Source organism: Paenibacillus sp. FSL R10-2788 (genome assembly GCF_038003885.1).
GTDB lineage: Bacteria > Bacillota > Bacilli > Paenibacillales > Paenibacillaceae > Paenibacillus_AQ > Paenibacillus_AQ odorifer.
This window is the reverse complement of record NZ_JBBOQA010000001.1, coordinates 6,704,585-6,726,758: the sequence shown is the minus strand read 5'-3', so window position 1 is coordinate 6,726,758 and position 22,174 is coordinate 6,704,585. Positions and strand designations below refer to the sequence as shown.

21 protein-coding genes are annotated in these 22,174 nt (G+C 44.1%); 15 read left to right on the top strand and 6 right to left on the bottom strand.

The annotated features are described in order from the left end of the window. Positions 1 to 16 precede the first annotated feature (16 nt). Both NSQ50_RS29865 and NSQ50_RS29860 read left to right on the top strand, forming a co-directional pair. A complete protein-coding gene (locus NSQ50_RS29865) occupies positions 17 to 2,113 on the top strand; it encodes a cellulose biosynthesis cyclic di-GMP-binding regulatory protein BcsB (protein WP_081386819.1) in 2,097 nt (698 codons plus the stop codon). A 10-nt stretch (positions 2,114 to 2,123) separates the two neighbouring features. After that, positions 2,124 to 2,954: a diguanylate cyclase domain-containing protein gene (locus tag NSQ50_RS29860; RefSeq protein WP_232061476.1), complete on the top strand. Its 831-nt coding sequence runs from the start codon at positions 2,124 to 2,126 to the stop codon at positions 2,952 to 2,954. A 6-nt stretch (positions 2,955 to 2,960) separates the two neighbouring features. Here the strand turns inward: NSQ50_RS29860 and NSQ50_RS29855 are convergent, their stop codons facing one another. After that, positions 2,961 to 3,512, bottom strand: a complete 552-nt coding sequence (locus tag NSQ50_RS29855) for a helix-turn-helix domain-containing protein (RefSeq protein WP_076140650.1) — start codon at positions 3,510 to 3,512, stop codon at positions 2,961 to 2,963. Between the two features lie 143 nt (positions 3,513 to 3,655). On the opposite strand from NSQ50_RS29855, the gene NSQ50_RS29850 reads away from it, so the two are divergent. The 8 genes from NSQ50_RS29850 to NSQ50_RS29815 all read left to right on the top strand — a co-directional run bounded on the left by NSQ50_RS29850 (position 3,656) and on the right by NSQ50_RS29815 (position 12,337). Beyond that, positions 3,656 to 4,309 carry an alpha/beta hydrolase gene (locus NSQ50_RS29850; protein WP_036682167.1) on the top strand — a complete coding sequence of 218 codons (654 nt, stop codon included), beginning with the start codon at positions 3,656 to 3,658 and terminating at the stop codon, positions 4,307 to 4,309. Then, complete coding sequence (locus NSQ50_RS29845) at positions 4,306 to 5,076, top strand: DODA-type extradiol aromatic ring-opening family dioxygenase (protein ID WP_076140652.1); 771 nt, start codon at positions 4,306 to 4,308, stop codon at positions 5,074 to 5,076. The genes NSQ50_RS29850 and NSQ50_RS29845 overlap by 4 nt, the downstream gene beginning before the upstream one ends. Positions 5,077 to 5,092: 16 nt before the next feature. Beyond that, positions 5,093 to 5,881 carry an SDR family oxidoreductase gene (locus NSQ50_RS29840; RefSeq protein ID WP_076140825.1) on the top strand — a complete coding sequence of 263 codons (789 nt, stop codon included), beginning with the start codon at positions 5,093 to 5,095 and terminating at the stop codon, positions 5,879 to 5,881. A 223-nt stretch (positions 5,882 to 6,104) separates the two neighbouring features. Next, entirely contained in the window at positions 6,105 to 6,353 is a 249-nt protein-coding gene (locus NSQ50_RS29835; protein ID WP_036682161.1) for a type B 50S ribosomal protein L31, read from the top strand. 131 nt (positions 6,354 to 6,484) lie between these two features. Further along, positions 6,485 to 7,006: a YcxB family protein gene (locus tag NSQ50_RS29830; protein ID WP_036682157.1), complete on the top strand. Its 522-nt coding sequence runs from the start codon at positions 6,485 to 6,487 to the stop codon at positions 7,004 to 7,006. 83 nt (positions 7,007 to 7,089) lie between these two features. Next, the gene (locus tag NSQ50_RS29825) at positions 7,090 to 8,664 is read left to right on the top strand and encodes a histidine kinase N-terminal 7TM domain-containing diguanylate cyclase (RefSeq protein ID WP_076140654.1); all 1,575 of its coding nucleotides are present in this window, start codon (positions 7,090 to 7,092) and stop codon (positions 8,662 to 8,664) included. Positions 8,665 to 8,697: 33 nt separating this feature from the next. Beyond that, positions 8,698 to 9,405, top strand: coding sequence for a DNA alkylation repair protein (locus NSQ50_RS29820; RefSeq protein WP_038574984.1), 708 nt, complete (start codon positions 8,698 to 8,700; stop codon positions 9,403 to 9,405). Between the two features lie 214 nt (positions 9,406 to 9,619). Beyond that, positions 9,620 to 12,337 carry a CHASE3 domain-containing protein gene (locus tag NSQ50_RS29815; RefSeq protein WP_081383979.1) on the top strand — a complete coding sequence of 906 codons (2,718 nt, stop codon included), beginning with the start codon at positions 9,620 to 9,622 and terminating at the stop codon, positions 12,335 to 12,337. A gap of 536 nt (positions 12,338 to 12,873) precedes the next feature. On the opposite strand, the gene NSQ50_RS29810 is transcribed toward NSQ50_RS29815, so the two are convergent. Beyond that, on the bottom strand, positions 12,874 to 13,914 hold the full coding sequence (locus NSQ50_RS29810) for a stalk domain-containing protein (protein ID WP_076140656.1): 1,041 nt from the start codon (positions 13,912 to 13,914) through the stop codon (positions 12,874 to 12,876). Between the two features lie 191 nt (positions 13,915 to 14,105). Between NSQ50_RS29810 and NSQ50_RS29805 the strand changes: the two genes are divergently transcribed. Then, positions 14,106 to 16,673 carry a DUF2339 domain-containing protein gene (locus tag NSQ50_RS29805; RefSeq protein ID WP_076140658.1) on the top strand — a complete coding sequence of 856 codons (2,568 nt, stop codon included), beginning with the start codon at positions 14,106 to 14,108 and terminating at the stop codon, positions 16,671 to 16,673. 34 nt (positions 16,674 to 16,707) lie between these two features. Continuing rightward, positions 16,708 to 17,421, top strand: a complete 714-nt coding sequence (locus NSQ50_RS29800; RefSeq protein WP_076140660.1) for an HAD family hydrolase — start codon at positions 16,708 to 16,710, stop codon at positions 17,419 to 17,421. Positions 17,422 to 17,514: 93 nt separating this feature from the next. On the opposite strand, the gene gdhA is transcribed toward NSQ50_RS29800, so the two are convergent. Next, the gene (gdhA, locus tag NSQ50_RS29795) at positions 17,515 to 18,900 is read right to left on the bottom strand and encodes an NADP-specific glutamate dehydrogenase (RefSeq protein WP_036682144.1); all 1,386 of its coding nucleotides are present in this window, start codon (positions 18,898 to 18,900) and stop codon (positions 17,515 to 17,517) included. Positions 18,901 to 19,138: 238 nt separating this feature from the next. Between gdhA and NSQ50_RS29790 the strand changes: the two genes are divergently transcribed. From NSQ50_RS29790 to NSQ50_RS29780, 3 genes are all read left to right on the top strand, one after another. Then, positions 19,139 to 19,417 (top strand): hypothetical protein, encoded by a 279-nt coding sequence (locus NSQ50_RS29790; RefSeq protein WP_038573758.1) that lies wholly within the window; start codon positions 19,139 to 19,141, stop codon positions 19,415 to 19,417. Positions 19,418 to 19,676: 259 nt separating this feature from the next. Then, positions 19,677 to 19,877, top strand: coding sequence for a cold-shock protein (locus NSQ50_RS29785; RefSeq protein WP_019914790.1), 201 nt, complete (start codon positions 19,677 to 19,679; stop codon positions 19,875 to 19,877). 117 nt (positions 19,878 to 19,994) lie between these two features. Beyond that, positions 19,995 to 20,225, top strand: coding sequence for a cold-shock protein (locus tag NSQ50_RS29780; protein ID WP_036682139.1), 231 nt, complete (start codon positions 19,995 to 19,997; stop codon positions 20,223 to 20,225). A 69-nt stretch (positions 20,226 to 20,294) separates the two neighbouring features. Here the strand turns inward: NSQ50_RS29780 and NSQ50_RS29775 are convergent, their stop codons facing one another. From NSQ50_RS29775 to NSQ50_RS29765, 3 genes are all read right to left on the bottom strand, one after another. After that, complete coding sequence (locus NSQ50_RS29775; RefSeq protein ID WP_036682137.1) at positions 20,295 to 20,756, bottom strand: VOC family protein; 462 nt, start codon at positions 20,754 to 20,756, stop codon at positions 20,295 to 20,297. Then, positions 20,753 to 21,316: an NADPH-dependent FMN reductase gene (locus NSQ50_RS29770; RefSeq protein ID WP_038573757.1), complete on the bottom strand. Its 564-nt coding sequence runs from the start codon at positions 21,314 to 21,316 to the stop codon at positions 20,753 to 20,755. Before NSQ50_RS29770 ends, NSQ50_RS29775 begins: the two co-directional genes overlap by 4 nt. Positions 21,317 to 21,469: 153 nt before the next feature. Next, positions 21,470 to 22,162: a response regulator gene (locus tag NSQ50_RS29765; RefSeq protein ID WP_038573755.1), complete on the bottom strand. Its 693-nt coding sequence runs from the start codon at positions 22,160 to 22,162 to the stop codon at positions 21,470 to 21,472. Positions 22,163 to 22,174 lie beyond the last annotated feature (12 nt).

The following is a 22,174-nucleotide window of genomic DNA, read 5'->3' as shown; positions in this document are numbered from 1 at the left end:
ACAGGAGAAACAGAACATGAAGATAAAAAAACAGCTGGTTATACTGTTAATCTGCCTCTCCCTTTTCTTAATTCCAATCCATCCTGCTGCCGCAGAGACGTTGCCACAGGATCATAAGTCTACTTATACAACCTCATTCACGGGAACAGACTCGTCCTTAACAGGTTCGAGTGCCCAGCAGCAATATTTTGAGGTTCTGGATTATTGGAATGTGGATCAAGTAAAGATCAAACTGCATTTTCAAATTTCACAAATTACCGAAGAGCAGATTTCTAGTGTTACCTTAACGCTAAACGGCAGCCCGTTCTATACGTTTCGTCCGTCACTACAAGACAACGGCGAACAGCTGTTGACCCTTGCGGCGCCCAAGGGGTTTCTGAAAAAAGGGACGAATACGCTGGGCATTCAGGGCTATTTAAAGACAGATCGTAAAGATGACCTCTTTTGTTCGGTCGATGAAACGTCGGATAATTGGCTGCATCTGTTCAATACGTCCAGTGTTAACGTGATTTATACCGCAAAGCCCTTGAGTGGAGGGATCAGTGACTTCAGCGAGCGATTCGCCGGGATAGATACCTTAACGAAGAGTCAGAGTATTCTGACTGTACCGGACAAAAGCACAGCGGCAGAAATGGAAGCAGCCACTTATGCGCTCTCCGGGTTTGTTAAGGGGATTACGTTAAATGATAAGACTATTCCCCTACTTCCCTACTGGGCAGACACTGTGCAGAATAAGGCCGCAGTTGTACTGGTAGCTATGTATGACAGAGTACCAAGCGAACTGAAAGCTAAGCTAAGCTCCACTGAAGATTTGGGTACGCACGCGCTGCTCCAGCTAGTGAATAAGGATACCCAGCCCACCTTGGTTGTAACCTCGAAGGATGAGAACTTGCTGATTAAAGCGGGTCGTTTGATTGCTAATCCAGAGCTGATCGGGCAGATCACTAGTGATCTGAAAACAGTAACGGATGCTACAGAAGTGTCAGCACCTGCGCTTTCGATTAGCTCTAACATCACGTTCACTGAGACAGGTGATAAACTGACCGGGGCACATCATCAGGAGCAGACGTATTTTATTTCATTGCCAGCGAACCGCTCGATTGCCGATTCCGGTAAAATCAGCCTGGATTTCCGTTATGCACAGAATTTGGATTTTACTCGTTCATTGGTTACCGTGAGCATCAACAATACTCCGATTGGCAGTAAGAAGCTGACTAAGGAACTGGCGAATGGCGATATTCTTAATCTCTCGGTGCCTCAGAACTTGAATATCTCCGGAAATTTCTCGGTGACAGTGGCTTTTGATTTGGAGATCGAAGGAGCCAGATGTATTATCGATCGGGATCAAATGCCATGGGCTTATATCAGTAAAGATTCTGTAATGCAGCTGAATACGAAGGATCGCACGGATCTCTTATTTAATAACTATCCATATCCGTTCATCCGCGATGGGATCTATAATCATGTAGCGGTTGTACTGCCCGAACAAATGGATGATTACGCCTATTTAAGTGTATCGAATATCTTTAATCTGCTTGGTAAATATGCCAGCGGAAATATAGGGAATATCCAGTTCTATACCGATACTGTCAGCGCCGATCATTTGAAAAATAATAATATCATCGCTATTGGTGCTTATAAGAATAATAAGGTGATCCGTGATCAGAATGCTAAGCTTTATTTTCAATATAACGGAGATGGAACCACAATTCGCTCCAATGAGAAAATGAGTATTGAAGAGCAATACGGTGCACGAATCGGAACACTGCAGCTGATTGATTCGCCATTTGAGGCGGGACGTGCATTGCTCGCGGTTACGGGAGTCAGCTCGGAAGAGTATTACTTAGGATCGAAGCTGCTCGCTACAGAACGGGACAAGTGGAAGGTGTTTGGCGATGGTGCAATCGTTGATAAAGACGGTAATGTCAGCGCACACCGTTTCAAAACGATCACTGGAGCAGCCGAGGACTCTGTGGCCCAGAAAATAATGGAACGGTCGGATGTACTCAGTTTTATCATCGTGATTTTACTGGTGCTGACGCTGGTAGTTCTATCGCTGATCCTACTGCTTCGCAAACACATGAAGAAACGTGGTGATAAGCGTGAGACGTAATCGCAGCTTAGTGTCGGACATCGCTCTCTTATCATTCCTGGTGTTATCGTTCCTCTGTATCGTCTTCATTGCCGGGGCACCGGATGATTACCTCCAGAATATTATCATTTTAACGGTGGCTTTTATTCTGGCCATTGTTACGTATTTTACAACGGTCACTGCGGGTCTGGTCTTGAATCTGGTGTTTATCTTTGCTTACGGATTCTACACGATGTACCAGACGATAACGCTAGGGGAAACGATTAGCCTGAATACTTATTTCTGGTTAATTATGACTCCGCTATTAACGGTCGTTCTATGGGTATTCACTTTAAGCAGCCGTGATTTGCAGGTGGAGAATGAGCAGCTACGCAAAAAGACTGCCAATATGGCTATCGTCGATGAAAACACAAATTTGCGGAACAGTATTTCTTTTCAGACGGATGCTACATTATTTACAAGCATTTCGACCCGCTATCAGATTCCGCTCACCCTGCTAGTGGTGAAGGTGAAGTATTGGAAAGAGATCAGACGGATCATTCCTGAAGATCAGCTGGCAGAAGCTATCTATGATGTGTCTCAGCTTAGTCAGGCGAGTATTCGTACCAATGATGCACTCTATCTGCTAGATAAGGATGAAGCAACATGGGGCCTGCTGCTGTTCACGGACAGCGATGGGGCGAAGATTGTGATCGAGCGGATTAAGCTCAAGCTTCAGGAGTTGAATGACAATAATTTCTCCAGAAAATATAAGGTCAGCCTGGGTCTTAAGATTGGGGCGGTCGAATACCAAGCCGGCACGATTGAGAATCCGCTGGATTTCATTGTTCAGGCCAAAAAACAGCTGGAGTACGACGTGTAGGCCAGCTTAAAAATCAACAGTTTCACTATCAGCCTCTGTATGGATGGCGATGAGCACGCTTGCCGGCTCATCGCCTTTATTTATGACCAGATGTGGCACACAGGCATTCCAGCTAAAGGAATCCCCCGCTTGGAACATCCCGAAATCTTCACCTTGCTCCGCATAAACCTCACCTTTTATCACTAAATGGACCTCTTTGCCTTCGTGCGCCTGCGGAGTTTCACCCGTAGAAGTACCCGGAGGGAAATGGACAAGCACCATTCGTACACCACCTGCCGAGCTTAAATGTTCAACTTGCAGTTGATCACTTCCACTGCTGGTGATTTGCCGCTCCTTGGATCGTACCACCTGCATCCGCTCTTCCTTTTTTAACAGCAAATAAGCCAACGGAACGTTCAGTGCATCAGCAATCAGGCTAAGGGTAGCGATCGAAGGAGAGGTCTTATTAGTCTCAACTTGGCTCATAAAACCTTGTGACAGGCCAGTAGTTTCACAGATTTGGGCAATCGTTATATGTTTTCTTTTACGGATTGTACGAATGTTTGAACCTATATTCATAAGTAAAGCCCCTTTTAATATTAGTAATAGCAAATATATTTTTATATTAACAAATTATTAATTGACATACTAGCCAGAGGTTTATAATATTATCCTTACAAATATTATTTTTGTATTACAAATATTTTGAAGGAGTGTTTAGTATGAAGGCACCTTATATATATGATGTCAGTCTACCTTCCGGCTACGATGTGAATCGGGTTTATCCGGTTATCTTCACCTTGCATGGCAAAGGTTCCAATGAGAAGAATATGTTCGGACTTGTCGAGCCCTTGTCTGAAGAGTTTATTATTATCGGGATTCGGGGAAATATGATTTTAGGGGCTGGATTTCAATATTATGATCTCAAAAGTCTAGGTCATCCCATCCGTGAGCAGTTTGATCAGGCTGTATCGCAATTGCAGCAGTTTATCGAATACGCCACCGACAAATATCCTATAGATGCTAAACACCGTTATCTGCTTGGCTTCAGTCAAGGAGCCATTTTGTCCATGACACTCGCTCTTACAATGGGGAATTCGCTTCGGGGAATTGTGGCGCTGAACGGTTATGTTCCGGGGTTTGTGAAGACAGATTATGAGCTGAAGAGTGTGCAGGAGGTATCGGTATTCATCTCGCATGGTGAATATGATTCTGTATTTCCAATTTCAGTGGGGACAGAAACAGCCGCTTATTTCGAAGGTCTAACCCCATTATTAACCTTTAAAACTTATCCTTCGGATCATGGTGTATTACCGCAGAATCAGCAGGACCTGATCGCTTGGTTACTGCAGAACTTAGGGAGTGATAAACTATGATACCTTCTTACTTTATTGCCCACGGTGCTCCTTCTCTGGTACTTGATAACAATGCATATACGAAATTTCTTGGGGATCTCGCTGAGAGGAATGTCAAACCTAAAGCGATTGTTCTATTTTCTGCACATTTTGAAGAACACAAACAGTCGGTTGGAGTTATGGAGACTTTCGACACCATCTATGATTTCTATGGCTTCCCAGATGAGATGTATCGAATGACTTATCCTGCCAAAGGAGACAATGAGGTTGCACAGCAAATTATGTCTCTGTTCCACAAGAATGGGATTGTCAGCAAATTAAATACAGAGCGTGGACTAGATCACGGAGCTTGGGCTATTCTTAAATTAATCTATCCGAATGCAGATATTCCTGTCGTGTCTTTGTCAGTTAATCGAGAGCTGTCCAATGAACAGCAATATTTAATGGGTAAGGCTTTATCTGAGCTGCGTGAGCAGGATATTATGATTATTGGCAGTGGTGGAACCGTCCATATTTTGCGTAGCGTGAAGTGGGGAATGGAGAACGTCGAGAAATGGGCAGAGACATTCGATGACTGGCTGCAGCACAGGGTGGAAGCTTGGGATACAGAGTCACTATTTAGCTATCAGGAGCTTGCTCCCTATGGTATTGATGCAGTGCCGACTAATGAGCACTTTATCCCTCTGATAATAGCTATGGGAGCTGGCGATAAAGGGAAAGAAGCGAAGCTGCTGCACCGAAGTTATCAGTATGGCAATTTAAGTCTTAGCTGTTGGGAGTTTAATTAAGAAGGAGGCATTAATGGTGGACTTGGGACTTCGTGGGAAATCAGTTTTTGTAGCCGCAGCAAGTAAAGGGTTAGGACTCGCAACTGCGCTGGAGTACGCCCGTGAGGGGGCGAAGGTAATGATCGCCAGCAGGAGTATGGAGCAGCTTGTAGACGCACAGAAAGAGATTCAGGCAGCCACAGGACAGCAGGTGAACATTGTTCAGATGGATGTGACTGTCCCAGAGGATATCGTACATGCTATTCAAACGGTTGTAGCCCAAAACGGTGGGCTTGATGTTGTAGTGACCAATGCGGGGGGGCCTCATGGCGGAGGTTTCGCTGATATGGAAGACGCGGATTGGAACCAAGGATTTGAGCTCACACTGATGAGCACCATTCGTTTGATCCGTGAATCACTGCCGCATCTGCGCTCTTCTGGGGCAGGGCGAATCGTTAATATAAGCTCGATTTCTATCAAGCAGCCTATTGAGGGACTAATTCTTTCCAATGTTTTTCGCGCTGGCGTGTATGCCTTGACCAAGAGCTTGGCTACTGAGCTGGCTGCGGATCGCATTTTAATTAATACGATCGCTCCAGGGCGTATTGCAACCGACAGGATTCTTCAACTAGACGGCAAACGTGCACAAGCCGAGGGGATCCCTATGGAGCAGATTCAAGAGGAAGCGCTGCTGCAAATCCCGTTAGGAAGATTGGTCACGCCCGAAGAATTCGGCAAGGCTGCTGTTTTTCTAGGCTCTTTTGCGAATACTTATGTTACGGGACAATCTCTTTTAGTCGATGGAGGAATGGTGAAATCGCTCTAACCTCCGGCGTTATGGGTAGGCTTTGAAAGGTTATGGAAATATTAGTAATTTCAATATTAGTTGCTTTGTGCTCTAAATAAGCGTATGATGGAGCGGTGGTCTAAATCGTAAGATTTACGAATTTTCCTACGTTTATTAGGTTATACTATATATAAACCTACAGATCATTTGGATAATTTACCATAAAGGCTCCACGAATTTATTCAGAAGGAGGACGATTAGAATGAGAGAAGGCATACATCCTAAGTACAACCAAGTGATTTTCTTGGATGCAAGCGTAGGCTTCAAATTCTTGAGTGCATCTACTAAATCATCCAATGAAACTATGGAATGGGAAGACGGCAACACTTACCCAGTGCTCCGTGTGGACGCAAGTTCCGCATCCCACCCATTTTACACTGGTAAACAAAGAGATACAGAACAAGGCGGCCGTGTTGACAAGTTCAAACAACGTCTTGCACAAAAGAAATAAGAATCCTTACGGATTGAAGAGGGACAACCCATGTAGAAGCAATCGCTTCGGGGATGTCCCTTTTTTGTGTTCAGGCATGTTAAAATGAGATGAATTTAAAAATATACATGGCGTCGAGGGAGCGATCAGTGATGGAAAATGTAATAAAAGTAGATACAGTCCTAAAGAGTGAAGACGTTCAGGAGTTTAATTTATGGTTCAGCTTGAATAGCCGGATTATACTCAACTCTTTTAGCGTAGTCGCTTACTTTATGATTTTGTTATTAATTACTAAGGATTACAGTACTCAAAGCATCTCAATCCTGGCTGTGACTGCTATAATTCTTGCCGCTGTCTTATGGTATATGACCAAGGCAAGCTTGATCAAAAAATCCAAGAAGGCGTTCAAAACAGATAGCCTAATTCAGCAACCGCAAAATTATACGATTTCAGATGAAGGCATATCTTATCTTTCCGAAGCGGGCACTGGACAAGTGAAGTGGGAAGAGATACATAAGATAGGTGAAACTACGAACTTGTTTGTGTTTTTTGTGTCCACACAGAGAGCGCTGATTATCCCTAAACGTTTCTTTGAATCGGCACAAGATAAAATAACATTTAAGGATTTAGCCAGAAAATATATGTTCTCCAATCGGGTGAAATTTAAGGCATAAGATGTGCTGTTATTGTTGATTCATTTGTACCAAGGATTAGGCTATAATGATAGGAGCGACTTGAAAAATAGGAGAAATATGGCATGCCATGGATTCAGGGATATCCGTATTACTTATTAATGGGCAGTGTTCTAAGTCTGTACATGGGCGTCAGCTCCTATCGGCACCGTAAGTTAGCAGGGAGACGCTATTTGTGGATCTTAATGCTGTTAGTCAGCCTTATATTTGTTGCAACGGCGGGAGAGATTATGTCACTCTCTTTTCAGTCTAAGCTGTGGTGGAAGAATGTGCAGCAGGCTCCGCTTTTTTTTAGTGCGCTCTTTACTTATGCTGTGGTAAAAGAATACGTATCTCCTTCCACAGGGCGCCTGCCCGTGAAGCTTGCAATCTTCTCTATCCCTATTGTTATGGATGTACTTCTTATTTTTACGGATAGCTATCATCATCTGATGCGCAGTGAAGTGGCCGTCCTGACGGTCGCGGGTGTTAGTGGAATTGCTGTAAAGCCTACGCTCCTTAGTATGGCTTTTATTGCGTATGATCAGCTTTTTGGGCTATATGCAGTCTGCTTGCTGGCAGTTTCCCTACTGAATACCCCGAGAGTTTATTTGCGGACTAATTTGCTGCTGTTGGCGGGTTTGCTAGTTCCAGTTACTTCCGTATTTTTACTCCCCCTCTTGAAGATTACCATTACAGGTTTTACGGCGTTTACTTATTTGCCTGCGATTATAGCGGCTTATTTCGCACTTTTTGTTAGCTCCAAATTAACCATCTTCCCTCTAACCAAAAACAAAATTCTAGAGCACATGAAAGACGGCGTAGTTCTGACTGACCGTTATGATAATATCATTGGCATAAACGATGCGGCGACTGCTATTTTATACGACATTACCGGAATAGCGAACGATAACTGGATGGGAAAAAACATTGATCTTTTTATGAAGTCTCACGAAGACATTGCAGCTCATTACAGTCAGAGGACGGAGGGACAGTTTGAGGTAGTTTGTTCTGGCGCAGGGGAGCTCTGTTATGGGGTTTCTTTAATTGCTACGGAACATGCGACAACAGAGAATAAGGGTATGCTTATTGTGTTTAGTGATCATAGTGAGAAGAAGCGGTATGAGCGTGAGCTGGTCTATCAGGCAACGGTTGACGATCTGACAGGGCTATATAATCGCAGGCATTTCATGCAAAGGGTCCAGAATCAAACGATCCCGGATGGATTAGGATTGGCTCTGCTGTTATTTGACATTGATGATTTTAAATTAATTAATGATACTTATGGTCATTTAGCGGGCGATCAGGCGTTAGTTGATTTCTCGAATAAAATACTTCAGGTATACCAGAATAAAGGTATTGCTGGAAGAGTGGGTGGCGAGGAATTTGCCGTATGCTTTTTCGCTGAAGATAAATGTGCAGCCTTAAAAGAAGCAGAGAATTTTCGTACAATGATGAGTGATTACACGATAATCTTGAATGAACAGGATAGCATTCATCTTACCGCAAGTATCGGAATCTCTTTTACGGAGCGTAGAGAGGTGACTTTCGAAGATTTATATCGGGAAGCGGATGAAGCGTTATATCACTCTAAGAATACAGGGAAGAACAGAGTTACGTTAGGTCGTGAACCGATCATAAGAGAAACAGTAAAGGGATAAGAACATCGAAGATAAGGGAGTGGCCTAATGAATCTGACTGTTGATGAAGTGATGAGCAAGCTTGAGGAGATGGGTACAGAGCAGACGAAACGTACCTTCTTACGACATGGCGCAGTGGAACCTTTATTTGGAGTAAAGGTAGGGGATATGAAGAAGCTGGTTAAGGATGTGAAAAAAGATCAGAGTCTGGCAAGGGCTTTGTATCAGACAGGCAATTACGATGCAATGTATTTGGCTGGGCTAACCGTCAATCCCAAGACTATGACGAAGCAAGAGCTTCAAAGCTGGGCTTCGGCGGCCAGTTGGCATGCGGTAGTGGAATATATAGTATCCCCTCTCGCCGCAGAGAGTCCATATGGATTGGAACTTGCGAGAGAGTGGATTCGTTCCTCGGATGAACTAATAGCCGTTTGCGGCTGGAGCACTTATGCAAATTACATTTCAATTACACCGGATGATAAGCTGGACATCGCTGAGATTAGGGAGTTGTTACAACAAGTAGGCGCTACTATTCATCAGGAGCGGAATCGTGTCCGTTATACGATGAATACTTTTGTAATTATGGCGGGCAGCAGTATCACAGAACTGCATGAGGAGGCAGCAAAGATCGCAGCAGGTATAGGTAAGGTCCAGGTGAACATGGGACAAACCGCTTGTAAAGTTCCCATGGCTGTTGATTATATTGCTAAGGTTGAACAGGCTGGGAAGCTAGGTGTGAAGAAGAAAACTTGTATTTGCTGAGTTAGATATTTAGGTAACCCTTCAAGGAGAAAGGCACTTGTGGGGTTTTTTTTTATTCCGGTAAAAACAAGTGTTTCAACCCTGCGGAAATTGTTTAAATTAGCAGCAGTCAAAATTTACATAGAAGAATTAATGAAGCCTTATTCAAGTAATCTTTTGCAATGATGTAGAATAGAAAGGGGTTTATAGTTAGAAGACAGGACGGAGGCTAGTTGTGAACAAACGTCGATTCACTTTGCAGTATAAAATACTGTCAATTACAGTTTTAATCGTGATCTGTCTATTAGGATTTGTTTTTGTCATGCATGGAAGAATCAATGCTCTACAGCGGGAAACCAGCTTCATCTCTCATCAGGATCGAGAGATTACTAATTTGGCTAATCTAATTGAGAAGAATATTTTAGATATGGAAACCGGACAACGTGGATATGTCATCACCGGCGATAACAAGTATCTGGAGCCCTACAATTTGGGTAAGGCTGAATGGGAAGCTAATTATGATAAGCTTTACGTGCTGACTGCTAATGATTCTTTACAGTTACAGCGTCTGTTGGGTATTGAAAGTAAAATTAAGCAATGGATCGAACAGTCGGGAAATTATGTGATCCAGTTGAAAAAAGAGGGACAGGACGCTGAGCTCCTAAGATACTTCAATTCCGACGACGGCAAAGATCAAATGGACCGGATTCGTAATCAGATCAGCACTTACCGCGAGACGATGAAAGAGAACACCAACAGTCTGATTGCTAGACAAGCAGACAAGAATAAATTATTGCTAGAGCTTCTTTATATTGCTTGGGCAATTATAGCGGTTACCGCGATGGTCGCTTCGTGGATCAATTCACGCGCCATCGTTAGTACGGTTCGTAAAGTTACCCATACGATTGCAGAATTGGAATCTGACGAAGATATGAAGACAAGGATAGAGATCACCACGAATGATGAGATCAGGGATCTGAGCGTAGCTACGAATCATCTGATAGACACGCAACAAGAGCGGATATGGATTCAGGCTAACGCAAACGAATTGTTGGCGAGGTATCAGGGCATCACACATATCTCGCAACTGGGCGACATTTTTCTTGGCAAAACCGCAGAAGTCCTCGATTACCCATATGGTTCCTTATATGTTCGAACACAGGACCATGATCGAGATTTCTTTAAGAGAGTCTCTACTTTTGGCGGAAGCAGTAACATTCCAGATCAGCGGGCATTCCAGATCGGAGAAGGTCTAGTTGGACAATGTGCTAAAGAGGCGCGCTTGATGCAAATACAGGATCTGCCGGAGGATTATATTAGCATACAATCTGGGTTGGGTATTTCTGCGCCGAAGGCGCTTCTACTAATGCCGATTTCTTTTTCGGGTGAGGTAGTTGCTGTGGTGGAAATCGCCGCCTTTGCTCCACTTACGCAATTGCAGGTTAAGTTCCTAGGGTCTATTTCGAATGCCTTTGGCTCCGCAATTAACAGTACGATTAGCATTATGAAGATTGACCAACTTCTGGCACAATCTCAGCGTCTAAACGAAGAGCTACAGGTATATACCGAGGAACTACAGACTCAGTCTGAGGAGCTGCAAATCCAGACGGAGTCACTGCATGCAACGAATAGAAAGCTGGAGGATAAGAAACTGCTGGCGGAACAAAAGTCACTAGAGGCGGAAAGAGCTCAAACGGAACTCAGTGAATACACAGAGTTATTGCAGCAAAGCTCACAATATAAATCAGAGTTTCTGGCTAACATGTCTCACGAACTGCGAACTCCGCTTAACGGCATTCTGCTGCTCTCCGAATTTCTTATGGAGAATCAGTCGGGAGCTTTAAGCGAAGAGGATATTGAATTCTCAAAAGCCATTCATTCTTCGGGACAAGATCTGCTGGCGCTGATTAATGACATTCTGGATTTGTCCAAGGTTGAGGCAGGAAAGCTGAATATTGAAATTGAAGCGATAAATATATCGGAGATTCCGGAGGCAATGATCCAGAACTTCAGTCAGCTTTCCCGTAAAAAAGAGATTCCTTTGCAAATACAGCTGGGAGAGAACTTACCCCCGCTGTTTTATTCGGATGCTCAAAGAGTGCGGCAAATTATTATAAATTTGCTGTCCAATGCGTTTAAGTTTACAGCGGAAGGCGCAGTCACTCTGGAAATCCGTTCAGCAACTAAGGACGAGCTGCTGGATTTGGCAGATTCGTATACAGGGGAATTTATTGCCTTCGCCATCAAGGATACTGGAATTGGGATTTCAAAAGAAAAGCAGTCGATTATCTTCGAGGCTTTTCAACAGGCAAATGGAAATACAGAACGTCAATATGGTGGAACAGGGCTTGGGTTATCCATATCTAGAGAGCTGGCAACCCTGCTCGGTGGTAGAATTATAGTGGAGAGTCAAGAAGGAGTGGGTAGCGTCTTTACAGTGTATTTGCCCTTGAAGCTTGAGGCCCCAAGCCTTGAGGAAGTGGCTGATCAAGCGACTGTTATTCAAGAGATTGGGAATGGAGTGGTACTTGCCGCTACAACGGCTGAGGATACACGTAATGACTTCACTTCTCTGAATCAAAAGCATGTACTTATCGTGGATGATGATGAACGGAATTTGTTTGCTTTATCAAATACCCTAAGAAAGCGCGGGCTGCATGTAACTACAGCTACTAACGGAGAGAGCGGCCTGTTTGAACTGGAGCAAGCGGCTTCTATAGACATCGTTCTTATGGATATTATGATGCCAGTGATGAACGGATATGAGGCAATCAATCGGATCAGACAAATGCCCGCAAAGAAGGATATTCCCATCATTGCACTGACTGCAAAAGCGATGAAGGAAGATAAGGCTAAAATCCTTCAGGCAGGTGCAACAGATTATCTTAGCAAGCCGATTAACCTGGAACGTTTATTAGCGTTGATGCAATTGATTCTAGCTAGCGATTCATGAAATAGATAATGGACGGAAACAATCATGGGGTGTCCTAGTAGTCATGACAATGGCTGCTGGGGCACCCCTGTTTTGTTGACGTTGAACTAGACCTCTAACTTCGGATAATTCAAACGAAGTTGCGCGAACGAAGTAACTATAATCTGCTATCGGACACAGCTGACCGTTAACGCAGCTTTTTACCACATTTGTAATTCTAACGGACCCCACTGACGCTATTGGCATAAAAAATACCGAATATGCCCTCTTTTTAATGAATGGTGGCGCTGGAGTCCGAAACGCTGCTCTAAAGGCGGAAAAATCGGAAATAACGTCATCTGGGTCCGTAAGCCTCGCAATTATGATCATCCAAAACTCTGCAGCAAGGCGAGCAAAAGTGTACCTAGGCGTTCAGCCGGCTTTCGTTTGCCTCAAATGCTCTGAAGTGAGTCAGCCACCCTATTGCCCAAAACGCAAAACAGCGATCCTCCGATAACGGAAGGATCGCTGTTTTAATGTCTCTTTGGAATCTTTTTAATAAGATTCCAGTCTCTCTCTTATTGTTGTGCAGAATCTACTACAACTTTGACAGCTGTGCCGATGGGTGGCAGGCTTCTGGTCAGCACTGGGCTGTAGAATCCGATAACTTTTGTGCCTTTAACAAGCTCGCTGCTTTTAACAGCTTCGCCGTCTTTGTTAATGAGCACTGTGTCTTCGCTAATGCGCAGTACTACTTCTTTTTGTGACAATTCGCTCAGGCCACTACCTTTAACAGTGATACTGATATTTCCCTTATCGTCTTTTTGAACTTCTTCAATAGTACCAGCAGTACCTAGAAGATCATCTTGTTTTTGCTTATCCAGAACGGTGATTTTGTAAGTTGGTGTTTGTGGCGGAAGACTCATAGTCATGACCATGGAGTGTTCTGCTTTTACTGTCATCCCGATATGGAGATCTTTGAGTGCAATTTTAGTGCCGTCAGCCATCTCAATAGCCGTATCTTCCCCTACATTTAATACGATTCCATCCGTACCTACACCTTGGATTTGAACGGATTGGTATTTACCACCATCATAGACTGCTGTAATCACACCAGTCTTAGTCATGTGCTGCTCGGCGGCATTTGTGTTGATCACAATGGAATCTCCCTTCACAGTCATGTTTTGATGAATTACTTCGCTTAAAAAGGAAGCTGGGACATACAAAGTGGAGTCAACCAATTGTGGTGCAGTTCCAAGTGTTGTATTCATTTTGTTGATACTATAACGATCTTCTCCAGCTTTCACTGTAGTGAATACAGCGCCATTGATAAGTTCAACGGATTTATTCTGTGCATTCCAGGTTAATTCAAATCCAAGGGCTTCAGTAATTGAACGTAGTGGTACCATCGGCTCTTTACCGCTTGTGCTTTGGAAGCCTGTTTCTTTAATAGTCGATCCGTTGATTTCAATCGCAAACGTCTTTTGATTAACGCTAGCGGAGGTTTGTGTAGCCTCATTTTTAGCAGAAGTTGTGGTGGGTGCAGCATAAGCTGCTCCTGTAGAAAGTGCTAGGGACAAAGTTAAAAGAACTGTACTTGTTTTTAAAATGTTGTTCATGGTTGTGAGCTCCTTTTAAAATCTTTTGTTAGTGTTGTTATTATTCTGACGGGACACCCCTCCAAAATGTTGCAGTTTTTTTGCATCCCGATCGTAATCTTCATTCACTGCAAATATAAAAAAAGCATAAGACCCCACAGCTATATGTAGTAATATGTAAGTATTAACAATCGCTCACATAAGGAGGCGCTATGGAGTCATTCAAAGATCGACTGAGATTCATGAAGGTACAGCAGGACGGGCTTATTAAGGAATATGAGGCTCTGATTGCGGAATATGAAAGTCACGATCTGGTCAACGAGAATGAATACTTGAAGAAGCAATATGAGAAGCATAAGCTTGCTTTGGTCGAGCTAAAGACTCAGGTAGGTAAGCTTCAAGAAGAGAATACTGAGCTAAGAGTTGCGCTAACGGAACAGATTTTAGATGAAAAGCTGGGCATTCTTAAAGTGTCGAGGCAGAAGCTGCAGACTTATTTTTCCTCTAGAAGCCATGCTCATACAGATCGTCTGACGGCTTTTGAAGTGGAGACGAAACGTCATATTCAGCAGCTGTACCATACAGCCTCCAGGCAGCTGGGTGAGGAACAAGCAGAGATATCCAGTCGACTTGGGGCGTTGGCGGCAGAATTAAATGAGCGTGTGCTGGCACAGCGGCAGAGAATGAGGGAAGCGGAACTTCGCCTCAACTCGGGCATGGATAATGGATTACATGATTTTGCCTCGGAAGAGATCAGTGAAGAGGTGCTGAAGCGCCGAAGAAAACAAAATCAGATCGAAATGAAGATTGGACTAAGTTGGATTAACAAGCTGGGTATTCTGCTGTTGATTTTGGCGGTGGGGGCAGGCTTCCGGTATACCTATTCCAACTGGTTCACAGGTTATATGAAGGGAAGCGCTTTTTTTCTACTGGGGTTATTGATGCTGGGAGGCGGGGAGTGGTTATACCGCAAAGGAAAAGGCACCTTCGCTTTAGGGCTGCTTGGCGGCGGGATTTCGGTGCTGTATGGCTCTATTTTTTATAGCTATTTTCTGCTTGATATTATTAGTATATATGTAGGGTTATCCTTGTCTGTACTCGTTACTTTAACTGCGGTACTCCTGTCTTTAAGGTATGAATCACGGAGTATTTGTGCACTGGGCTTAATCGGAGGATATCTGCCCTTATACTCTTATCTGGGGGCGTTTGGCCTTTCGGGCAACGCGGTTTATGTAGCTATGGGTTACTTGTTTCTATTGAATTTATTCATCTTATTGATTTCTTTCCGCAAACGCTGGAACGTTGTCAATTATATCAGCTACTTATTTAATACACCCTCCATGCTCATATTAATAGCTTTGTCGGATAGCAACGGAATTAATATGTGTTATGCTGTTTTGACTTTTGCGATGTATCTGGGAATTACCTTGTGGTACCCGTTCAAATATCGTTCCAAGCTGTCCTGGTGGGATTTCTCTCTCTTAGGATGTAATACGTTTATTAGCTGTCTCACCTTGTATATTTTATTTATGGATGCAGGACTGAAGGATTACAATGGTGCACTGGCGTTGCTTTTCTGCCTGCTGTATCTCGGTCTGGGTCGAGGGCTTGAGAAGCTGATGCCACAGGAAAAAGAAAGCATACTGCTGTTCTACGCCACTTCACTGACCTTCGGCATATTGATGATTCCATTTCAATTTGGAGCGGCTTGGTGGTCCATCGGTTGGCTGATTGAGGGCGTCGTTCTTACGTTGTATGGCAATCTGAACCGCTTTAAGGGGATGGAAAGGGCAGGCTGGGGCATTATGATGCTCTGCCTTGTAGTATTCTTCTGTCTAAATGTACCGACGCAGTGGGTCGCAGACTATCAATGGACGAATTTTAGAGATGTCTACTTCCCGCTAAAATATGTCTTTATCACAGCAGGCATGCTGATTGTCGCGGTGTTGTATGCAGTTCAGCATAACCGCAAGGATGCTCTTCAGCGCAGCGAACCTTATGAAATCACCTTAGCGTTGTGGTTTAAATATGCGGCGTTATTAAATTTCTGGATTTACGGCTTGTATGAATCGAGAAGATTGTATCATCTGGTTGTACCGGAGGACTTTGCGCATAGAACCTTCTATAATTTACTGCTGTCCGCTGTATGGACCTTGGTTCTGGCGTACGTGCTGCCAAAGGTGAAGGTGCTGTATGACACGATTGTTAAATATTTTGTGAGATTTCTGTTTGGGGTTGGCTACGTCATTTGTATAGTAATTACAGTAGGCCTGCCAAGTCTGCAAAATAATCTCGCGCAAAATACAGCAGCTGATTATATCGCACTAGCCGTACTGATTATCTTTAATATCTTTGTTTGGTTTAGCGGACGTGATCTGCTGATTGCAGCGCTGAATCGCCAGTTTAAGAGTATGGAGATCTATCCTGTTTTCATGGCGATTTATCTACTCGGCATTATCACCGCTTTCCTAGGAGTGCAATTGCAATTGAGTGATGCAGGGTTAATTTTTAGTCTCATTTATCTACTATTAGCCGTTCTGTTTATCATGTATGGCTTCCGCAAAAGGTATGTGTACATCCGGCGCTTCGGCCTTGGATTAACACTGCTGGCTACGGGCAAGCTGCTGCTCTATGATTTGGGTCTACTGAACACTGGCAGCAAAATCATAGCTTATGCCAGCTTTGGCATCTGCCTGCTCGGTATCTCTTATCTCTATCAAAAGGTGTCAAACCGGATGGAGGAGGGCCAGACAACCGCCGATAATGGTACTAAAGGATAAAACACAGAGAGAATAATAGGAAGGAAGACGGTGGATGTACGAGACTTATATTTTCGACCTGTATGGCACATTAATCGATATTCAGACAGATGAGGAGAAGCCGGAGGTATGGGATCGATTATCGCTCCATTTCGGATATCAGGGGATGTCCATAACAGGAAAAGAGCTACAGGCACAATTTCTGCGGGAGAGGGATTTACAGCTCACCAAAGCCGCGCGGAATTGTCAGTATCCAGATTTCGTAATGGAGGATGTGTTTCGTTCTGTGGCCCGTCAATTGGGTGGAGAACCGGATCAAGCGTGGTTACATGAAACGGTTAGATGGCTGCGGACATTATCGATGATCCATATCTCACTTTATGAGGGTGTGGTTGAAATTCTGCAAACATTAAGAGAACGTGGCAAAAAGGTGTTTTTGCTCTCCAACGGCCAGAAAACCTTTATAGAAGCAGAATTAACGATGCTGAATATTCTTCCTTTATTCGATGGCATTGCCATTTCCTCCGAAGCAGGAGTGAGTAAGCCAGACCCGCTATTTTTTCGTTATTTAGTTGAGCATTATGGAGCGGATTTGCGTTCGGCCATTATGATCGGGAATGATCCCCGTACGGATATTGCAGGGGCACTAACGATAGGAATAGATTCCTGTTACATTCGTACGGCTTCTTCACCCCCCAATACGACTGCGGAGAGTACTCAATCGATAGGGGACGGGGATTTGCGGAAGATCCCCGGATGGAACGCTTAGACATACAAAAAGTCCCCGTAACCGGATTCTTACTGACCGGTTACGGGGACTTTTGTATGTCGGGCGTTCGTGTCTAGAGCGCCGGTAATTTATTTAGATTACACCTTCAGCCAGCATAGCGTCGGCCACTTTTTTGAATCCAGCGATGTTCGCTCCTGCAACAAGGTTGCCGGACTGTCCATATTGCTCTGATGCATTTACAGATTGTTCGTAGATGGAAACCATGATTTCATGCAGCTTCGTATCTACTTCTTCAAAGCTCCAGGACAACCGCATGCTGTTTTGTGCCATTTCAAGCGCAGATACAGCTACGCCGCCAGCATTAGCAGCTTTAGCAGGTGCGAATAGTACGCCAGCTTGTTGGAACTGATGAATAGCTTCAAGGGTGGATGGCATATTGGCACCTTCGCCTACTGCTTTTACACCATTCTCAATCAGTTTCAATGCCATGGCTTCATCAATCTCATTCTGAGTAGCACTCGGAAGGGCGATATCACAAGGAATGGTCCAAATTTGCGTGGAATCTTCAGTATACACAGCGTTAGGATGTTCATTCACATATTCACTAATCCGTTTTCTTTCGACTTCTTTTAGGCGGCGGACAGTTTCGAGGTTAATCCCATTTTCGTCATAGATATATCCGGCCGAATCACTACAAGCTACGACTTTAGCGCCTAGCTGTACAGCTTTTTCGATAGCATAGATCGCTACATTACCAGAACCGGAAACAACAACGCGGCTTCCTTCAAAAGAAAGGCCTTTTGCCTTCAGCATCTCGTTTACGAAATAAACCGTACCGTAACCAGTAGCCTCTGTCCGAGCCTGACTTCCGCCGTAACCAATACCTTTACCAGTCAATACGCCAGCCGGATATCCTCCGCGGATCCGCTTGTATTGTCCGTACATGTAGCCGATCTCACGACCACCTACACCGATATCTCCTGCAGGAACGTCTTGGTCAGGACCGATGTAATTTTGCAATTCAGTCATGAAGCTTTGTGCAAAACGCATGATTTCGCCTTCGGATTTACCTTTAGGATCAAAGTCGGATCCGCCTTTACCTCCACCGATGTGTTGGCCGGTAAGAGCATTTTTGAAGATTTGCTCGAAACCAAGGAATTTGATAATACTAGCATTAACGGATGGGTGAAAACGAAGTCCACCTTTGTAAGGTCCAATTGCACTGCTGAACTGTACACGATATCCACGGTTAACTCTGACCTTACCTTGATCGTCTGTCCAAGGAACACGGAACATAATCAAACGTTCTGGCTCAACCAATCTTTCCAGAATGGCATTTTCCTGATACTTAGGTTCAGCAGCAAGGATTGGAAGCAAAGATTCAAGGATTTCCTTTACGGCCTGATGAAATTCGGGCTCAAAAGGATTACGCGCAACAACCTGTGCGTATACGTCTTCGATATAACGATGTGCCTTGTTGCTGTTTGTGTCTAATTGCTGGGTAGATACAGAGCTCATGAATTCAACCGCCTTTTCTAGTATTCATTTGGTCCAACACTTTTTTTATATTTTGGCACAAGTCAATGTTCCTCACAACTGTTTTTATTAAATAACTTACTTCAAGTGGAACGTTATAGACGCTGGGATGATAAGAAAAGTGTGAATAAACCGCGGTATACTTCGCGTAATGACGCGTTAAAGCGCGAAATATGCTACAATGATTGTGTAATAATTGTAAGGAGATGAAATTTAAAAAATGAGTGACAAAGTAAATGAGCAGGAGCTAGTAAATGTATTATCTGCCAAAACCAAAGTGGATCCGCAAATTATCCGCTTAGTATTGAAGCATGAACAGACCTTTATCAATAAGGCCAAGGCGAACGCCAAGGGTGAGGTAGACATCGACAGCGATGATCTGGTCGACTATGTCACTGCCCAACGTGATGTGAAGCTGGATGAAATCACAGTAGAGACCATTCTTGATGCAGAAATGGATTACTTGATGGATAAAGGATTGGCAGGTTATATCGACTAACATGGGTATTCGTCCGGCTCGGCTGCTGCTGTTTACAGGCAATAAGAGCCGGAGTGAAAATTAAATAGGCATACGCATTGCTTTTAGTGATTTAGTGTGGTACAATGAAATCAATCATAAATTTAACCCTTAATTCACATATTGTAAAAGGTTATCATTTGTGCGTATGAGTCCTTTTCCAATGTGTGAATTTTTATTTGTTCGTACACTACGTAGGAATAAAAGGACATGTGTTAAATAAAATATTGGAGGTAATATCATGCAAACAGGTACAGTGAAATGGTTTAACGCAGACAAAGGATTCGGTTTTATCGAGGTTGAAGGTGGAAGCGACGTATTCGTACACTTCTCCGCAATCACAGGCGACGGATTTAAATCTTTGGACGAAGGCCAACGCGTTGAGTTCAACGTAACTCAAGGCGCTCGTGGACCACAAGCCGAAAACGTTGTAAAACTGTAGTTTAAAAATCAGGCTGCCCTTAACACAAGTTGAGGGCAGCTTTTTTATTTTCATAGTATGAATCTGCCCCTAATAGGGTAGCGATATCGTCTCGATTCGATCCAAGGAGGGGTACTTATGTATTTTCGTAAAAAAGCACTGGAGGAACTTCCGCAAGAAGACACAGCAATTTGGTCCTGTACCAAGGAAGGTTGCACAGGTTGGATGCGCGATAATTTCGCCTTTCAATATGTACCTACCTGCTGGCAATGCAACTCTCCCATGACTAGAAGTATGAAGATACTGCCAACGCTTGTGAATACGAATGCAGACATGAAGGCCATGAAGAAGGGCATTTCGATTAAGTAATCGAAGAAGCTAATATACTCAAACAGCTGGACCCTTGGACGGGAGCAGCTGTTTTTTTGTTTGAGTATTTTATTTACTGTGCAGTAATTTCTCCCATTCCGTTAAGGTTATGTTCTCTGAAATAGGCTTCAGATGTTCAGGGACCTCTACGTGGCACATAAATTCCAAGCTGTTGCCGTCAGGGTCGTTGAAGTAGACAGAAGCATTTCCTTGATAAGCCCGGATAAAAGGCTCAACAGAAGTCCGGTTGCGGAACGGAACAGCCTCTACCCCAATCGATTCCAGCCATTGCAGTGATTGCTTCAAGTCCTCGTAAGTGACACGGAAGGCAATATGCCGCAAGGACGGGTGGTATGGGGTTTGAACCTCCTGGCCTTCCCAAAGACCAATCCAGCTCCGACCTTCCTCGATCCAGAAGAATACAGTTTCTTCATCCCGCCAAGCCATTTTCAGACCTAATTTCTCATAAAATTCGATGGATACTTCAAGATTGCTTACTGGTAAATGTGCTTCATATAGTCCTTTGATCATTGGATAGCACCTGCCGATCTGTCGATTTTGCGGGCTAAATTCAGGAATGCTTCTAATACTAGGTGAATGCGATCTTCGATTTCTTGCCCACCCTCGTATCCGTCGTACCCGACCTCGAACCGCTTGCGTTGCAGTCCGCCGATGGAGATCCAGTCTGGTGTATTAATACCGTGCAGGTTACGTACGATGGCTTGCAATTGAAGTAATGAGCTTATCCCTACCGCTCCCCCGGCTGAACTGGCGGATAACACAACTTTACCGTTGAAATGCGCCTGGCCTAGATGATCAATCGCATTTTTTAATACGCCACTTACCGAGCCGTGATATTCCGGAGTAACCAAGATTACTGCATCCGCTGCTAACATCTCTTGTTTAAGCTCGTTTAAATGTTCATGCTCTGTGTAAATCTCGTCTGGTGAATAAAAGGGAAGTGGGCGTTTGTAGAGGTCAAACATGGTAACCTTTTCCCCATGCTGACTAATGAAATGGGCAGCATGTTCTGCCAGCTTCGTGCTGGTTGCTTCTTTTCGATTACTGCCTGTCAGGATCATCACTTTCATCTGTATCCACTCCTATGTGAGGTCAATTGCTATAAACCAATGATAGTTGAATCGGCCTCTGTTAACATCAGCACATGGAATGAACATACATAATAAAAACGCTTAGCCATTGTGCTGAGCGTCTAAGACTAAAGTTGTAGAGGAGTTTTGATTCTAGGCGTTATAGCCGCCTTTCAATGCGAAAATGGCAGCCTGAGTCCGATCCGCTAAGTTTAGCTTTCCGAGAACGTGGCTGACATGGGTCTTAACGGTTTTTTCGGTGATGACCAGCTTGCTGGCAATCTCTTTGTTACTCATACCGAGCGCAATCAGGTCTAATACTTCTTGCTCGCGTGGAGTAAGAAGCTCTAATCCGGTGATCGCAGCAGGTGTTGCGTTTGGGTCGTTCGGATCGGAAGCATTAAGTTCCAATTGCTCTAGTGTAGAGGTCGCCATTAGATTCATCAGTTGGCTGGCAGCCTCGGAATGTAGCTCCACTTGCCCGTTATGTACCTTGCGGATCGCAACTACCAGCGCTTCTGGTTCTATATCTTTAAGCAAATAGCCTTTGATTCCTACGCGGATAGCCGGGAGCACATGATCCTGATCCGAAAAGGAGGTCAATACAATGACCTTGACCTGCGGGTGGGAGATCCTCAGTGCTTGAGCGGTCTCAATGCCGTCCATAATGGGCATATGCAAATCCATTAATATGACATCCGGGTTCAATTCAGCTGTTTTTTCCAGTGCCTCGCGGCCGTTGGAGGCCTCCCCAATAACCTTGATATCGGGTTGTGTGGAGAGAAATACTTGCAGCCCACGGCGTACCATTGCATGGTCGTCTACTAATAATAAGTTTATCGTCATTTATGATCACCC